17 protein-coding genes and 1 tRNA gene are annotated in these 15476 nt (G+C 35.9%); 7 read left to right on the top strand and 11 right to left on the bottom strand.

Annotated elements, in window-relative coordinates:
- Positions 1–53 precede the first annotated feature (53 nt).
- Positions 54–144: transfer RNA gene (locus SUSAZ_10900), tRNA-Gly, on the top strand.
- A 139-nt stretch (positions 145–283) separates the two neighbouring features.
- Here the strand turns inward: SUSAZ_10900 and SUSAZ_10895 are convergent.
- The 4 genes from SUSAZ_10895 to SUSAZ_10880 form a co-directional block, all read right to left on the bottom strand.
- The gene (locus SUSAZ_10895; GenBank protein ID AHC52335.1) at positions 284–772 is read right to left on the bottom strand and encodes a hypothetical protein; all 489 of its coding nucleotides are present in this window, start codon (positions 770–772) and stop codon (positions 284–286) included.
- Positions 773–1365: 593 nt separating this feature from the next.
- On the bottom strand, positions 1366–1464 hold the full coding sequence (locus SUSAZ_10890) for a hypothetical protein (protein ID AHC52670.1): 99 nt from the start codon (positions 1462–1464) through the stop codon (positions 1366–1368).
- Positions 1461–1817 carry a hypothetical protein gene (locus SUSAZ_10885; protein AHC52669.1) on the bottom strand — a complete coding sequence of 119 codons (357 nt, stop codon included), beginning with the start codon at positions 1815–1817 and terminating at the stop codon, positions 1461–1463. The genes SUSAZ_10890 and SUSAZ_10885 overlap by 4 nt, the downstream gene beginning before the upstream one ends.
- Positions 1818–1884: 67 nt before the next feature.
- Complete coding sequence (locus tag SUSAZ_10880; GenBank protein ID AHC52668.1) at positions 1885–2106, bottom strand: hypothetical protein; 222 nt, start codon at positions 2104–2106, stop codon at positions 1885–1887.
- Positions 2107–2399: 293 nt separating this feature from the next.
- Between SUSAZ_10880 and SUSAZ_10875 the strand changes: the two genes are divergently transcribed.
- Positions 2400–2696, top strand: coding sequence for an HxlR family transcriptional regulator (locus SUSAZ_10875; GenBank protein ID AHC52334.1), 297 nt, complete (start codon positions 2400–2402; stop codon positions 2694–2696).
- Here SUSAZ_10875 and SUSAZ_10870 read toward each other — a convergent pair.
- The gene (locus SUSAZ_10870; GenBank protein ID AHC52333.1) at positions 2688–3740 is read right to left on the bottom strand and encodes an rRNA cytosine-C5-methyltransferase; all 1053 of its coding nucleotides are present in this window, start codon (positions 3738–3740) and stop codon (positions 2688–2690) included. The genes SUSAZ_10875 and SUSAZ_10870 overlap by 9 nt on opposite strands.
- Before the next feature lie 49 nt (positions 3741–3789).
- On the opposite strand from SUSAZ_10870, the gene SUSAZ_10865 reads away from it, so the two are divergent.
- Entirely contained in the window at positions 3790–4140 is a 351-nt protein-coding gene (locus SUSAZ_10865; GenBank protein ID AHC52667.1) for a hypothetical protein, read from the top strand.
- On the opposite strand, the gene SUSAZ_10860 is transcribed toward SUSAZ_10865, so the two are convergent.
- Positions 4108–4818, bottom strand: coding sequence for a dTDP-4-dehydrorhamnose reductase (locus SUSAZ_10860; GenBank protein ID AHC52332.1), 711 nt, complete (start codon positions 4816–4818; stop codon positions 4108–4110). The two genes, SUSAZ_10865 and SUSAZ_10860, sit on opposite strands and share 33 nt — an antisense overlap.
- Positions 4819–4843: 25 nt before the next feature.
- On the opposite strand from SUSAZ_10860, the gene SUSAZ_10855 reads away from it, so the two are divergent.
- Positions 4844–5200 carry a hypothetical protein gene (locus tag SUSAZ_10855; protein AHC52331.1) on the top strand — a complete coding sequence of 119 codons (357 nt, stop codon included), beginning with the start codon at positions 4844–4846 and terminating at the stop codon, positions 5198–5200.
- Between the two features lie 134 nt (positions 5201–5334).
- Positions 5335–5637: a hypothetical protein gene (locus SUSAZ_10850; protein ID AHC52330.1), complete on the top strand. Its 303-nt coding sequence runs from the start codon at positions 5335–5337 to the stop codon at positions 5635–5637.
- On the opposite strand, the gene SUSAZ_10845 is transcribed toward SUSAZ_10850, so the two are convergent.
- Positions 5634–6545, bottom strand: coding sequence for a 2-oxoacid ferredoxin oxidoreductase subunit beta (locus SUSAZ_10845; protein AHC52329.1), 912 nt, complete (start codon positions 6543–6545; stop codon positions 5634–5636). The genes SUSAZ_10850 and SUSAZ_10845 overlap by 4 nt on opposite strands.
- On the bottom strand, positions 6535–8400 hold the full coding sequence (locus tag SUSAZ_10840; protein AHC52328.1) for a 2-oxoacid:ferredoxin oxidoreductase subunit alpha: 1866 nt from the start codon (positions 8398–8400) through the stop codon (positions 6535–6537). The genes SUSAZ_10845 and SUSAZ_10840 overlap by 11 nt, the downstream gene beginning before the upstream one ends.
- 92 nt (positions 8401–8492) lie before the next feature.
- Between SUSAZ_10840 and SUSAZ_10835 the strand changes: the two genes are divergently transcribed.
- Positions 8493–9377, top strand: a complete 885-nt coding sequence (locus SUSAZ_10835; protein ID AHC52327.1) for an antibiotic ABC transporter ATP-binding protein — start codon at positions 8493–8495, stop codon at positions 9375–9377.
- Positions 9370–10200, top strand: a complete 831-nt coding sequence (locus SUSAZ_10830; protein ID AHC52326.1) for a bacitracin ABC transporter permease — start codon at positions 9370–9372, stop codon at positions 10198–10200. The genes SUSAZ_10835 and SUSAZ_10830 overlap by 8 nt, the downstream gene beginning before the upstream one ends.
- A 277-nt stretch (positions 10201–10477) precedes the next feature.
- Here the strand turns inward: SUSAZ_10830 and SUSAZ_10825 are convergent, their stop codons facing one another.
- The 3 genes from SUSAZ_10825 to SUSAZ_10815 form a co-directional block, all read right to left on the bottom strand.
- Complete coding sequence (locus tag SUSAZ_10825; protein ID AHC52325.1) at positions 10478–11212, bottom strand: daunorubicin ABC transporter ATP-binding protein; 735 nt, start codon at positions 11210–11212, stop codon at positions 10478–10480.
- Positions 11202–12029, bottom strand: coding sequence for a multidrug ABC transporter ATPase (locus tag SUSAZ_10820; GenBank protein AHC52324.1), 828 nt, complete (start codon positions 12027–12029; stop codon positions 11202–11204). Before SUSAZ_10820 ends, SUSAZ_10825 begins: the two co-directional genes overlap by 11 nt.
- A gap of 247 nt (positions 12030–12276) precedes the next feature.
- Positions 12277–15315 carry a peptidase S41 gene (locus SUSAZ_10815; protein ID AHC52323.1) on the bottom strand — a complete coding sequence of 1013 codons (3039 nt, stop codon included), beginning with the start codon at positions 15313–15315 and terminating at the stop codon, positions 12277–12279.
- Between the last annotated feature and the right edge of the window lie 161 nt (positions 15316–15476).

Here is a 15476-nt window from a genome sequence, read left to right as displayed (position 1 = left end):
AAGAAGGTTTTATGGAAAAAGTTTTTTAAGCCTACAAGTCAATTAATTATCTCGCGGCCGTCGTCTAGTCTGGATTAGGACGCTGGCCTTCCATTAGTCAGAGAGGAAAGCCAGCAATCCCGGGTTCGAATCCCGGCGGCCGCATTGAAAACTACATTGAATTTTTATAAAGAGTTTTTTAATAAAGCATGCAAAAGAGAGGAAAATAGAACTAGAAATAAATTATGAAATATAATGTTTTTACAAAATGACGAAAGCCTCGCCTTTTAGGGCGGGGAGGAAGTCAGCCTTGATATATTAGAGTAGTTGGTGCACCTAGACCATTAGAAAAGTAGACAGTTGCAGTATATGTTTGACCAGATGAGAAGACTATTGATGATGTTGGAGTTGCTGTTATGGTCAATGTCTCTATTTTTCCTGGTCCTACTTGTTCCATAGGATTATTAGGATTATAAGTTATGTTATTGATCTTGTTTATTGTGAAGCTAATACCAGCGATGTTAATGCTACTTACTGTCACGTTAAAATTAGATGCTGTATTTCTCACTGTTATAATTATATTATATTGACCTGAACCTGCGTATTCAATAGCACCAGTTCCAACTACCTGTGCACTGCCTTGATTGGATATGGCTGGGATCAGACCAAACGCAAATAGGACTACTGCGGTAGCTATTATGACTCCTGCTATCACCAAAATTAAAGCTACTATTGCTCCGGAAAGTGCTCTGATCCTTCGTTTATCATATCTATAACGTCGTATCATGGTAATCTTATTATACAAACTATTACAAACTTATAAAATTAACTATTATCTTCCACTTATATCTACATATTACATTTTGTAAAGAGAGAAAATAGTATTAAGAGTTTTATTGTTTTACGGTTTTATAATGCAGTGAAAGCTAATTGTATAAATCTTACAAATGTATACAGGTAATCATAATTTTGATAATAATAGTATATAAAAATAACTAAATATAAAATTTTGATAGATTCAATTAATTCTAGATCTAGTAGTACACTATAAAATAGCCCATAAGTTGATATATATCTGACTTCCTCACTGCTATGAGGGTTCTCCTCATCGGTTCGGGCTTACATCTCTAAGCAACAGTCAGGAGGCTCAGAAAACCTCCCAAAGATTCATCACAGCAATAACATCCCTATCATTTTCATAACAACATTTGACGTATTTAAAACACCTATGAGAAACCTCTTTCATCTCATTACCACACTTGAGACAACGAGTGGAAGTATAGAAAGCCTTGACTTTAATTATCTTTAATCCACTTTTCTTTACTTATCATTCAACCCAAAATTGAACCCTACGATAATGTATAAAGTTAAAGTCTATTCTCTAAATTACTTCAACAATTGCTTAACATGTTTAACCAAGTTATTTAGGTCTTCTAAGAATATTGCTGCAACGTCATACATTTTAGCAATTTTAACTACACTCATTCACCAATCTTTTTAGCAGAATCCTCTAAAACGTTCCTAGTCCTTCTATGGAAATGCCTTATTCTATTCAATATTCTCTCATTCTCCTCCCATCTCTTATTATACTTCTTTTGTAAACCCTCAGCCATACCATCTCTTAACACCAATCTGCCTTCTCTAATTTCCCAAGTTTTATAAAGCGACAAGTTTCTAGGACAGTCCAAAATTAATAATTCACCAACATCCCTAATCCACACTTTCATGTTTTCAAGATCTAACTTATACAAGATAGTAGGAGTTAACCAAACTGCAACGCACCCAACTCTTGCATATCTACCACTCTTGGGATTGTAAAACCAACCCTTGTACTTCACAGTAGCGTCCCTATAATCATCTTTGAGTATAGGTGAAGATCAAACTTATCCTATAACAATTCATAAGTTACATTATTACGATTACAGTTAAGAATACTGGAACTTCAGCTGTTAGTGTAACAAGCGTAAACATTAACGGACAACCTTTCAATGTAGTCAGTACTTCAGTTCCAGTTGGAACTACAACAACCATAAATTCAACAACTAAAACCACAACAATAAGAGCCACAGCAATTCCAGCTGGAAGTTCAGTAACCATAACAATTACAGTAACACCTCCAAGTGGCACTACACCATCTTTCTCCCAAGGTGCCTCTTACACAGCTACAATTTACTTCTCCAATGGACAAGGAGTACCAGCTACATTAATATACCAAGGATAACATAAAGATAAGATAAAAAATTTTTTAACGCAAGTTTCTTTTTCCCCAAATCCTCTAAATATTCAATTATACTTACGCTAATGAGAAATTCTAATTTTAGTCCCTGGCTTACTTAGCAAAATCCAAACGTGAAATATTACAAATATGAGTTTGAACAGTAACACAAACCTTATTGTTGTAAAATAAGATAGATGTAAATATGAAGTCTGATGAAGTATGTCCAGTGATAAAGGCTATAAGACTTATTGGTAGTGAAAATAAGTTAATTGTGCTTTATTATCTTTTTGACGAGGGGAAAGGTTTCAATGAACTCATTAGGTTAACTAAATTAAATTCCAAGACTCTCTCAAAGACATTAAAGGATCTGGAGGAGAGTGGTATCGTCCAAAGGAAAGTCATAGGAGATAGACCTTTTAGGGTAAAATATGAGTTAACGGATAAAGGAGTGAAGTTGAAAGGAATATTTGAAGAGCTACGGAAATGGATTTCAGACTGATAATTTAGTTATGAAGAACCCTTCTGTATCATGAAGATAAGGAACAAATCTGATTCCGTGTTTGACATCGAGACCGAAGCTTAATGGTCTTTGTGTAGTATAATCATTTACTATAAGTTCACCCTCTTTCATAAACATTGAACATGTAGCATAAATGACTTCACCCCCAAGTTTAGCTGCATTATTCAATAGTCTCCTTTGCTGGTCTGCATAATATAGAACTTTTTCCATAGTTAGTCGCAGGAGGATTGTTGGTTCATTCCAGATTGCACCTGATGAAGAGCACGGAGCATCTAGTAGAACTTTGTTTACTTTCCTTGTAATGGCAAGATTCGCAGAGTCGACCAGCAAGAACTCTAATCTGTCGACATTTACACCGAACTTCTTAAGTAGTAGTCTTTCCTTCTCCAGCCTTTCTTTGTCTATATCAGCTACAAGCAATTTTGCCTTATTTTCAGTGAGTTGCATAATCTGTGAGACCTTTATACCTGGAGCTGAGGCTAGGTCCAATATTTGGTCATTGGGTTCTGGTTTTAGTGCCTCTACCACTGCCATACTGGCCTTGTCCTGTACAATAATCTTGTTTTCCTTAAATTCTGTCGTGTCAGTTATGTTATCTAAAGTTTTATATGCGTAGGGAATTTCACTATCTTTTTCCACATCAACTCCTTTGTCAGTGAGGTTCTTAATCACCTTCTCCTCGTCTGCTATTAATGTGTTTACTCTGAACCATGTGAATTTTTGTTTATTCAATAACCAGAATTTTAATGAATTTACATCATAGATCTTACTCAACTCTATTTCCATCCATTCTGGGAATTTAACCTCGTATTTACCTCTGAGGAATTCTTTCACTTTTTTTCTTCTGGTCTTAAAAGTTAACGAGTAATAGGATAATATTAATTTTTTACTTAATTCATAAGCTTCATTATAGTTTATTTTTCTATACCCTCCAAAGTTTTTTGCTCTTTTAAACGCTACAGGTAATGGGTAGCCTTTCTCTACATAGAATAATACTCTACTAAGGAGAAGTTCTAAACTCATACTATCTAATTTGACAAACTTATTTAAGTAACCGAGCCGACTATACTATGTGAGAATAGAAAAATTAGAGAATAAGTATATTGATGCTGTATATTCCATTCGTGAATCGAAAAGCTTTAGTGAACTATTGATTAGATCTAGTAAATCACTAGTTTTATTAATGAGACTGCTCTATAAGAGTGGTTTTAGAACGCCAAGAAAATTAGGTATAGAGATAACAAAATTCCTCTACACGGGTGATTCTGAGCATTTATTTAATGTCGTAGAGATGATGAGAAGGTATGCAGTGAGAGTTAAGTTCCCAAGAGTTGACTTTTACCTACAGACTTTTGTAACGGAGATTGATATAACTTTGAAGAAGGAGATACTAGCTCCTAGGATTGAAGCCCAGGCTCTTTAATAGCCATGTGTCAAGAGAGAAGTCAAAATACTTACCTTCAAATGGAACAACTTCCACATCCATGGATTCTCCTATATCCCTACATACTTCAACCATGCTCCTTCTCTTTCCCGCAACATTCACTACTCCTTTGATACCCTTCTTGATTAGACCAGCTGTGATTTCAGACGCTTCATTTAATGTTATAGGCGATACATAAAAATTTGTATTACATTTAATTCTTCTCTTCTTTAGTGAGGCTTTATATAAATAGTAGGCTATGCTGCGGTAGTTAAAAGATGTAACTAGTCCTAGCCTGATGATTAGGTAGTTACCTAGTGACATTATGCCAGATTCGCCAACAAGTTTTGTTAGCCCGTAATAGTTTAAGGGTGAGGGTGTAGATGTTTCACTATAGTATCCTTTTTTACCGTCGAATAGAAGAAACGTTGACAGATATACATTTGTGATTCCGATTTTATTGGCACTTTTGGCTATATTTATTGCATGCCACGTATTAATATTCCACGCTAAGGCTTTGCTGGAATTTGCTTCATCATAAGGTATTTCGTACGTGTGTATCACAACATCTGGTCTCTCCTTTATTACTCTATCACCTGCTGATAATACTACTATCTCGTCGAAGAATTTCCCAATACTCTTGACAAACTCTCCTTCATCTGTTACTCCAACTTTCACAATATATATTTGTTAACCAAGATAAATAACTAATATGGAGGTCATTAAGGAGTTTGTAAAGTTGTCAGGGGGAAAAGACGATGATGTGAGTATACTTTCAGCAAGTTGGGAGGATAAAATTACAGATATTAAACCTACAGATACAGGTTTAGTGGACAAAATGGAGGGGAGAGTTCTGTCCCTGTATGTATATAGAGGAGGAATGTGTATTCTTCTACATAAGCCCACGGGGTTATATTTGTTGTTATATGCGCTGACATCATTGGAGTTATCAACAATAATGTACGTGGTAGAGAGGGAGATTAGACCCGATCAAGATTTTGTATCCCTAGTTTACGAATACTTGGATCTAAAGGACAAAGGTAGACTTGGTAAATTGTAGTAACTACTACTTAAGTAATTATAAGATCTAGTAGGTATAACCATGTTGTTTATAGTGATTTAAACCGCTTTAATTGACTTAACAAAAGTTTATATTTGGGAATGTTAATTATAAATATGGAAGGTGTTGTATATATGAGTAGTGTTGGAGTAATAAAGGAGGACAAGAAGAGGAAAGAGATTGAAGAGAAACTAGAGGTAGTTTATGACGATGACGATCTAACTGTTGTTATAGCACCAGAGGAAGATGAGTTAAAGCAAGTGATATTAGACCTCCTTAAGGAGAAACCAATGGATGTAAAGGAAATTCACAGTATATTGACTAATTTAGCTAGCGACGAGAAGATAAGAAAGGCATTATATGAGTTAGCAGAAGAAGGGAAAGTTGTAGAGGATAAAAAAACTAGAAAGTTTATGATTGTAGGTATTTCTAATTAAATTCTTTTAGCTTTTATTAATTCATCAATTCTTGTAGTTGCAATTCCCTCTATTTCGATTGGTTGAGCCGCTGGGTGGAATTCCCTATAGTTAGGGATGTTACTTTCAAGTCTTTCTTCAAATGTTGGTACTAATTCATTCTCGTAAAAGACTCCTATAGGTATTTTTTCTCCAAATTCCATACTTTTTAACAGGGCTTTTTCGAACTTACTCTGTTTTTCTTCTTCTTTTCTTACCACAGGATCCCATGTTGGGTCTTTGTCTAGCTTATAAACTCTCTTATCATACCACTCCTTGGTGTTTATATCGTTATAGGTTGGGCAAGGTTGAAATACATCTATTATTGCACTGCCTTTATGCTTTATAGCTCTTTTTATAACTTCCTTTAGATGTATGACGTCATAAGCGTAAGCTCTGGCTATAAAAGTATAACCTGCAGAAAGAGCTACGGCTAGTGGGTTTACTGCGTCATTTATATTGGGCTTTGGTAGTGACTTAGTCTTAATTCCTCTCTCTAAAGTTGGTGCAGCTTGTCCTTTTGTTAGTCCGTAAACTCCGTTGTCATGTACTATTAACGTAATGTCGATATTTCTTCTGCCTAAGTGCACGAAGTGTCCCATACCTATTCCTAATCCGTCACCATCTCCAACATTTACTATGACTTCTAGGGAAGGATTTGCTAATTTAATTCCAGTAGCGAAAGCTAGTGCTCTACCGTGTAAAGTATGAACTCCACCTACAGGAAGATTCACGAAGTGTGGCATTTTACCTGAACAGCCTATTCCTGAAACTAATACTACTTTTTTGAAATCAACACCCAGTTCTTGGATTGCCATTTCCTCTGCTCTAAGTATTCCAAAGTTTCCACAGCCTGGGCACCAATCATTAAAAACTGGTTTACGCTCCACCTGTCAACACCACCTTCCTTTCATTCTTTTCTACTATGACTTTAATACTATTAATTATTTCTTCTCTCGTAATTGGTCTACCGGACCATTTTAGGATATAGTTTGTGGCAAATATTCCAGTCTTTTCAGCTAAAACTTCCGCACCTTGGGCTTGATAGTTGTTCTCCACTGCAATTATCTTACTCTTTCCTTCTAACAGCTTCTTCACCAACTTGGTTGGATATGGATTAAACATCTTCACCTGAACCATCATTGTTTTAACTCCATCTTTCTCAAGCTCGCTCATTGCATCTAATATTGCACCCTTTGGTGATCCCCATGTTATTAACACTATATCAGCATCCCCAACTACATTAGCCCTCAATTCTTCAGGAATTTCATTATCTGCAGTTTCAAGCTTTTTCATTCTCTTCTCATGCATTTTAGTCCTGTTTAGACTATTTTCGGTAATATGCCCTTCCTCATTATGCTCATCACCAGTGTAGAATATACTTGATTGTCCTAAGAATACCCTAGGAGATATCCCGTCATTACTGGGCTGAAATCTGTTAAACCTATCTCCAACTTGCTTTACAAGTTTACCTCTATCAATTTTTATTTGTCCTTTTATCGAGTCCTCGTCAATAAGTGAGTATGCATTGGCGAGGGCTTTTTCTATGATATGAATAACAGGAGTCTGATATCTTTCTGCTAAATTCAGAGCCCATATTGAGTCCCAGAATATCTCGTGATGATCACCAGATGCTATTACTATTCTAGGAAATTCACCATGTCCAGCGTTAAGTGCAAATTTCAGGTCAGCTTGACCAGATCTTGTTGGTAAGCCTGTTGAAGGGGCTCCTCTCATATAATAAGTGACTACTACTGGGACTTCATTCATTCCTGCCCAACTGAGTCCTTCGGCCATCAGAGAAAATCCTGGTCCTGACGTTGCAGTCGATGTTCTTGCTCCAGTAAGTGCTGCTCCAATTGCCATGTTGATTGCAGCTAACTCATCTTCTGCCTGTATTACCACTACTCCTCCTTTTCTAAGTTCATTACCTTCAATTATCATATCCACATTTTGATTTGCCTCAATGTAGACGCTTTCATCTGAGGCTGGTGTAATGGGGTAATAGGATTGGAATCTTAAACCACCCGCTATTTTGCCCATTGCTGCTATTGTATTCCCATCTATCTGAATTCTTGGCTTTACGTTATTGATCACTTCTAAATGATAAGTGTTATTAACGGTGTTATAACCAATCTTTGCTGCCATAACATTCATTTTAACAAATAAATCGTTTCTAAAGATCGAGGATATTGTGTTTTCAAGTATATCAAATGGAAGTCCAAGGAGTCCAATGGAAGCCCCTACTGCTGCCATGTTTTTAGCTCTTTCAACAACAGAAACTTGGACTTTAAGCTCAGCAGCTATCTTCTTAAGGATATCTAGGTAATCAAGCTCAATTACTTTAATTCCCTTATTCTTAAGGTAGGTTATAACGTCCTTAATTGTGTAACCCATTTTGTTCTCATTTAGTAATTGCTTAATTTGCTCAGTCATTTCTGGTTCTATAGATTTAACCATATCTATGTTAGTTGTAGCGTAGTCTGTTCCATATATGACGAAATCTGTAACCTCAGTGAAATGTTGAAATAAAGTTTCAGCGTCAAATGTAGCTAATATATTGGTATAGGAAGAGATGCTTCTAACTGGTTTCTCGTCAAAGACTACTTCAAAATAACTGTGCCTCCCTTTAATGTTCGAGTAATATTCTCTATTTCCAAACAAGTAATATCCAGCTCTTGCTATAGCATTACTGAAGATATTAGCTGAAGTGTCTACGCCTAGTCCTTGCGGTCCACCTATCATCCAAACTAATCGAGTCATGATTTAAACATCATTACAAAAGAATAAAAGCTTTAGATACTAATTTAAATTGACTCCTTTATAACATTATATTAATGATAGTTTCAGAGGGTATAACTAAAAAATACGGTAACAGAGTCGTGCTTAACAGTTTATCTTTGACTATTACAGGAGGCGAAATAGTGACATTACTGGGACCTAATGGTGCTGGTAAAACAACTTTTGTTAGGATAGTTTTAGCGTTAATCAGACCCAATGGAGGAAAGATCGAAATATTTGGTAAAGACCCATTTAAGGACAAGTCAGTTTTCTCCAGACTGGGTTATGTCCAAGAATTACCTAATTTGCCTCCATTTCTTACGGGTAGACAGGTTCTACTTCTATCGGCAAACATAAAAGGGGCTAAAAGAGACGAGGTCGATGAGCTTTTGGGAGTAATAGGAATGGTGGAAAATGCTGATAAGCAGATTTCCAAGTACAGTAAAGGAATGGTACAGAGAATTGCTATTGCAGAGGCACTATTAGGAAATCCTGAAATTCTAATTATGGATGAGCCAAACATCGGAATAGACCCCATATTTAACCTTAATGTAAGAAGCCTCCTGAATAAGCTTAAGAAAAATGGGACGTTAATACTAATGACTTCTCATGATCTGGAGGAAGTTAAGAAAATAGCAGATAGGTTAATCCTTATAAATAAAGGTAACAAACTGTTTGAAGGATCTACAGAAGAGCTTATAAAGAAATTTTTAGGAATTAGAGTTATAATCGAAGCAGATAATAACGCAAAGGAAATTTTAGATAGACTCTCTTATGTGGAGGAGTACTCTGCAGATGACGAGAAGTATTATGTTAAATTGAGAGAAGATAAAAGAGAGGACTTGTTAAAGGAATTAGTGCTTAATGGAGTAAGGGTTAAATCATTCTACTTGGACAATGATATAGAGAGGGCATATGAGAGGGCTGTGAGTAATGCTTGATGTCTTGTTTTACGAGTGGAGAAGAGCGATAGGAAGGAAGAAGGTAATAGTCCTTATCATGATCTCTTTTATATTTGAAATAGCAGTGTACTTAGCATTATATCTTGTGCCCTCTCAAACAGTCAGAACTTATTTAATCCCAGTTTATCCATATACCTGGGCTATAGGTACGCTTTTACCACAGGATTTACTTCTACATTTTCTGGCTATTTCTATTGCCTCAGGCTCCATGTCCGAGGAATATGAACAGGGTACTGTGGACTTCTTTTTGACAAAACCCATAACGAGGTTACAGTTCTATATCGAGAAGTGGTTAGGTTCTTTCTCGTTATTGGTCATGATCTACGTTTTAATGGTTATACTATCTCTCTTTCTCTCGTATACCTTATTTGGAGTTCAGGAATATTTAGAATATTTTTGGATAACTATTGTATCGGTTATTTTCTCCTCGTTAGTCTTCTTCTGTATTTCTTTTAGTGTAGGAGAAATTCTGAGAAGAAGCAGTCTATCTTTTATAATTTCTAGTTTTACGCTTATTGGCAGTATACTAGTGTCAGACGTGCTATTATTCATCAGCTTTCTAACTAATAATACCTCTTATGAGAGTATAGCAACGTATCTACCATCCTGGGGGTCTACTCAGCTTCCTTTCATTCTTTTATCATCATCACCTTTATCGAACATAACACAGTTTATAGATATGTTTCCAATTCAAGGAAATACTTTTATTGCTGTTATATCTATAGTTGTTTATACATTAATTCCATTCATTATTTCACTATACTCATTCTCTAGGAGAGACATTCCAAAAAGGATAAGTTGATCTAAAACTACCGATATTCCTCTGACTCTCGCAGTATATCCCTGTTTTAAAAAAGAATGAAAGCCTCGCCCTTTAGGGCGGGGGAGGAAGTCAGATTCAATACTAGGAGATGTCTTACACTTTATAAGTAATTTCATGTAATTCAGTAGTCATGGCAAGAAGAGAATGTCCAAAGTGTAAGAAGGTCGTTGAAATAAACGTGACTAGAGAGGGTAAAACTATAACTAAGAGTTGTCCTCTATGTGGTCACGTTTTTATAAAATATGAGGTAAAACACTTAAGCACTAACCCATCTGCTGAACCTTCTTGATAAGTAGTAAAATATCACAGTCTCCACGATTAATAACGCTATACTACCGTATAAGACATTTGAAGATAGGTGTATTAGTCCTGTTAAGTCTTGTAGGATCATTGCACCTAAAGTAGTTGGTATTGGAAATATGACATAAAATGCTGTTTTAGGTATAAGGAAATATGGGTAAAATACTGGCGGTAGAACTGTAAGTAATATGGACAATATTGAACCCAGTCCCCAGGAGTACCTTATATGTGGAATGAAACTTCCTATTAAGAAGCCTATAGAGGAGGTTGTTAGTAGTAACAATACGAGAACTAAAACTATTGGAAGTATATTTAGAATGTTCACTAACCTATACAAAACAGCTAAAATAATATACAGTGCTATTCCTGGTACTGAGAAAATTAAGTTAGAGAGCATTAGCCCAAAAATATACTCTGTAGGCGTGACTTCTGTAGCTACTAACAAATCTTGAATTTTAGTTTCTAGCCTCAGAAATGCGAAATCTGCAAGAAAAGATATTCCATTTCCTGCAACAATTGCCACTAATCCACCCATTATTGCATATCCAATTAATGCTCCTCTCGTTACAACGTAAATTAGGAAAAGTTCTGCCAAGGGAGTAATCATGTAGGTTATAACGTATATCGTTCCTCTTTTAACTGGTGCTACTCCATAAAACAGCGCAAAAGACAGGATAAATTTAATCTTCAAGTCCTTCACCTGCGTAGATTATGAAAAGATCCTCCAGCGTTATAGGTTTAACTATGTATTTCCCTATATATGTTTCAGCCTCTTTTCTATCTACGTAGCTTATCTTCATCTTACCAACTTTTATTTCACCAGTTCCCTCTACTCTTACCTTATCCTTGAATTTACTTAAGAGATCCTCCACTGTTCCTTTAGAAATAAGTTTTCCTTTATGTATTAGCACAATTTCATCAGAGAGTTCCTCAGCTTCCTCCATGTAATGTGTCGTTAAAACAAGCTTAGAGTCTGCCTCTTTCAGTATTGACCATACCTCAGTTCTTGAGTAAGGATCTAAACCTACAGTTGGCTCATCTAAGAAAATGAGTTCAGCATTTGAAGCTATAGCCATAGCAACGAATATTTTCCTTTTCATTCCTCCCGAAAGTTCATCAGTAGGCTTGTCTCTTACTTCCCATAAACCTATATCTTTAAGTGTCTTCCTAGATATCTCTCTTGCTTCACTGATGGACATTCCTCTGGCGGTGAGGTACATCAGCAAGTGTTCATAGGGAGACGACATACCAACAGGTCTAGCTTCTTGGGGTATGGACGAAATTAATTTTCTCACTTTTTTGGCTTCCTTAACTATGTCCAAACCATTTATCCTCGCTGTCCCACTGGTAGGTAAAAGTTGAGTGGAAAGTATTCTTACCAGTGTTGTTTTTCCTGCACCATTTCTTCCTAAAACGGAGAGGACTTTAACATTACTTTTGAAGTTCAGATTATCCAACGCCTTAGTGCCATCCCCGTAAATTTTTGTCAAATCAATAGTCTCCAGCATATACCATAATATCTGCTTTTTTCTCTTAAATATTTTGATTTATAGTAATTCTATCCAATTAAAAATTTAGAATAATGAGAAACTCTTGTATTAACTTACTACTGTGAAATCGGAAATAATAAGAGTGCATATACATACATTAACTTAATTTTATTGATATGAACTGAGTAATAATTGAACTTAAAGAAAAAAAATCCGAACTTACGTACACAACATCCACAAAAATGAGATTGTTGTTCAATTTCCCTTAGGTATCCATTTGTTTGAGCGCAATCTCTATTGCTTTATCTAATTGCCTGTCATTTCCTATCCTATAGTCCTGCGGGTAATTATCAACCTCTATATCTGGATCCACACCGTAATTTTCTATACCTAATCCTACTTCGTCAAAAATTGCAGCAAATTCAGGCTGTGTAACAACTGTTTTATCGACTAATAGATGACGTGGGCTTATTCCTATAACTCCACCCCATGTTCTTCTACCTATTAACATACCTATCTTATACCTTTTGAATAGGTAAGAGAATATATCCCCATCAGAGCCTGCGTTTTCATTCGTCACAGCTACTATTACTTTAGGAGAGGACAAATAGGGGAACGGAATACGTTCGCCATTTCTAGGCACATCGTATCCTTCTCTTCTTAGTAATAATCTTTGCAATATTAAACCTGAAATGAATCCACCTCTGTTAAACCTCACATCCACTATCAGACCCTGCCTATAAAACTCAGATATAAACAATCTGAAGAATTCGGCAAAACCTTGGTACATCATATCAGGTACATGGACATATCCTAATTTTCCGTCACTTACTTTGTGTACGTACTCCCTGTTTTTCTCCACCCAATGACGATACATTAGATACTTCTCATCTTTCATTAACCTTACACTTACGGTTCTACTTTTCCCATCATTGGTTAGAACCTCAAGGATAGCTTGATCTTTATTTATGAAATATGAGTTTATACTTCCCCTTCTTACCTTTTCCCCATCAATACTGTGGATACAGTCTCCTTCGTTTAGTTCTACACCTGGATCTTTTAATGGACTTCTTTCTCCTTCATTTGTTGGATCACCAGAGTATATCTTAAATATTTTGAAGCATTCTCTTTGTTCATCATAGTTAAATTCTGCACCTAAACCTCCTATCACTAATGGTTCTGCTGTTTCAAAATCATATGGAGTCTCATATGAGTGAGAGGTTTTAGTTTCTCCCTGCATTTCTTTTAATACATCAGAAAGCTCATATCTAGTGCTCACTCTATCTAGAAGTTTTTCGTACTTGCCTAGAACACTGTCCCATCCCTGCAACTTTTCTGCGCTCCAGTAGTTCTCCTTCATCAATTTCCATGTTTCAAATAACATTTGTCTCCATTCCTTCTCTGGGTCTACAAGTACCTTAATTCTAGTTGTGTCAACTACTCCCCCCTTTATTCCCTGTGTGCTTAAATCTGGCTTTATGGTAGCATTAACGAGTCTAATACTATCTTTGAAAACCAATAGAACCTTCGAACCATCCTTGGTTATAATGAAGTTTTTTACATTCTCTGCAAAGACCTCTTTTGATTTAGTTTCAATATCAAATATCTCAATTTTTCCTAAAGTATCCTCTTGTGGATTGAGTTGCCCTCTTATGGGTTGAGAGTACAGTAATACCTTGTTTGATTTAGCTCCGCTAATTTTTACATAGTTGTCCTCTTCTACAGGGAATGGTATTGCCCTATACTGAATACCTTCAGGGTCAACATTTTTATCATGCTTTACTTCGTCAAGTGGTTGATTAAATGGAGAGTAGGCTTTATTTAAAACTACTAAGTAAGGCTTTATTACACGCTGAAAGCTCATGTTAAATATAAATTTGTCTGAACTAGGGTCTAGAGTTCTAGCAGATAAGAAGTAAAGGAATTTTCCATCTGGGTCAAAAGAAGGTGAAAAGTCAAACGCATAAGGACTAGTCACTCTTATAGTATTTCCTGATACGTTAGCTATCTTTATGGACTGAGTTCTGGATCCTTCAGGGAATGCGTAGCTAAACCACTCACCTGAAGGGTGCCAATCAAACTCACGAATTATCCCATAAGAACTTTTATCTATAAGTTTTTCCTTTTTTGATTCTAGGTCATATAACCATAATTCTAGCCTGTTGTTCGATATTAGGAGCTTTTTACCATCTGGAGACGCTTTGATTTTTTCAATTCTACCAAAATCCTTTTCTACTTTTTGTTTAATATTTCCGTCCTTCGATAAAATCAACAGTTTATTTTCATTACTATCTACAACAGCAATATCTTCATTTGATAGAATCTGCAATTCCCTATATTTTACCCCCTGCTTTTCACCTAATTGTAGTACAGGACCTTCCCATGGTCTCATGATAAAAGGTTTACCTCTAACTACTAGCCCAATGTAATTCTGATTAACATCTACATCGGTTAAGTATTCCATAGTTGAAACAAATTTTGGTCTCTTTTTCTTCCTCTCCGTGAATACCTCGATCTCGAGCTTAACAGTGTTATTAGTCTGTGGGTCAAACAAGTAAATATCTCCCGCTCTCTGAAACACAATCCTTTTTCCATCTGAGCTGGCATTTCTACAGTAATAATCTGAGAAGTTAGTGTGTTTTAGTAAGTTCTCTCCCTGCATGTCCACTGAGTAAAGGTTACTTACACTCTCGTGGTCCGATAAGAAGTAGACTCTATCATTTAATATCATGGGATGGCTAATTATTCCATTTAAGCTGAGAAATTTCTTGAAAGTTTCTCCAGCATCAAAGGATATCCATAGTTCCCCTTTGGTTCCTCCTCGGTATCCTTTCCAGAAGGGTAAATCTTGATATCCTCTGGCTATTACAATAGTCTCTTTTTTTATTGAAATATTTGAAACTATTCCAAAGGGAAGTGGTTCATAACTCTCATCATTTACATTTACTTTGTAAGCCTCTGTCCACGCGTTAAATGGTGTATGGTAATCTGTTATTACCACTATCTCCTTATCTGATAGCCAGCCTGCAACCCATATGGTTGGTCTGTTGAAATATGTCACCCTTTTGGACCTACCGTCTTCTACAATAAATACATCAGCACCTTGCTTTCCGCTCCTTAACCATAATGTGGTAAAGGCTATCCTTTTACCGTCTGGGCTAATCTTAGGTTTTATGGAAACACCAGTGTCAGTTGTAACTCTAATCGGTCTCATGTCTTTCAGTGACGTAAGCCATACATCGTCATCAGTTGTAAAAGCCACAAAATCATTTCTTATATCTGGATACATGTAATACCCTTTCATTTTCCCAGCCTCTTCTCTCTATACGAAAATACTATTAGTTATCTTAACCCTTTGCCATAATAAAAAGTTTTATTTTTATTTTTAAATTACTACTTTTTTACCTATAATCAGTTGAGGGCTCAAGAAATTATACGTTGTATGTGAGATGGAATATTTTTCTA

It is taken from the genome of Sulfolobus acidocaldarius SUSAZ (genome assembly GCA_000508305.1).
GTDB classification, from domain to species: Archaea; Thermoproteota; Thermoprotei_A; order Sulfolobales; family Sulfolobaceae; genus Sulfolobus; species Sulfolobus acidocaldarius_A.
This window is presented reverse-complemented; position numbering and strand designations above follow the sequence as displayed.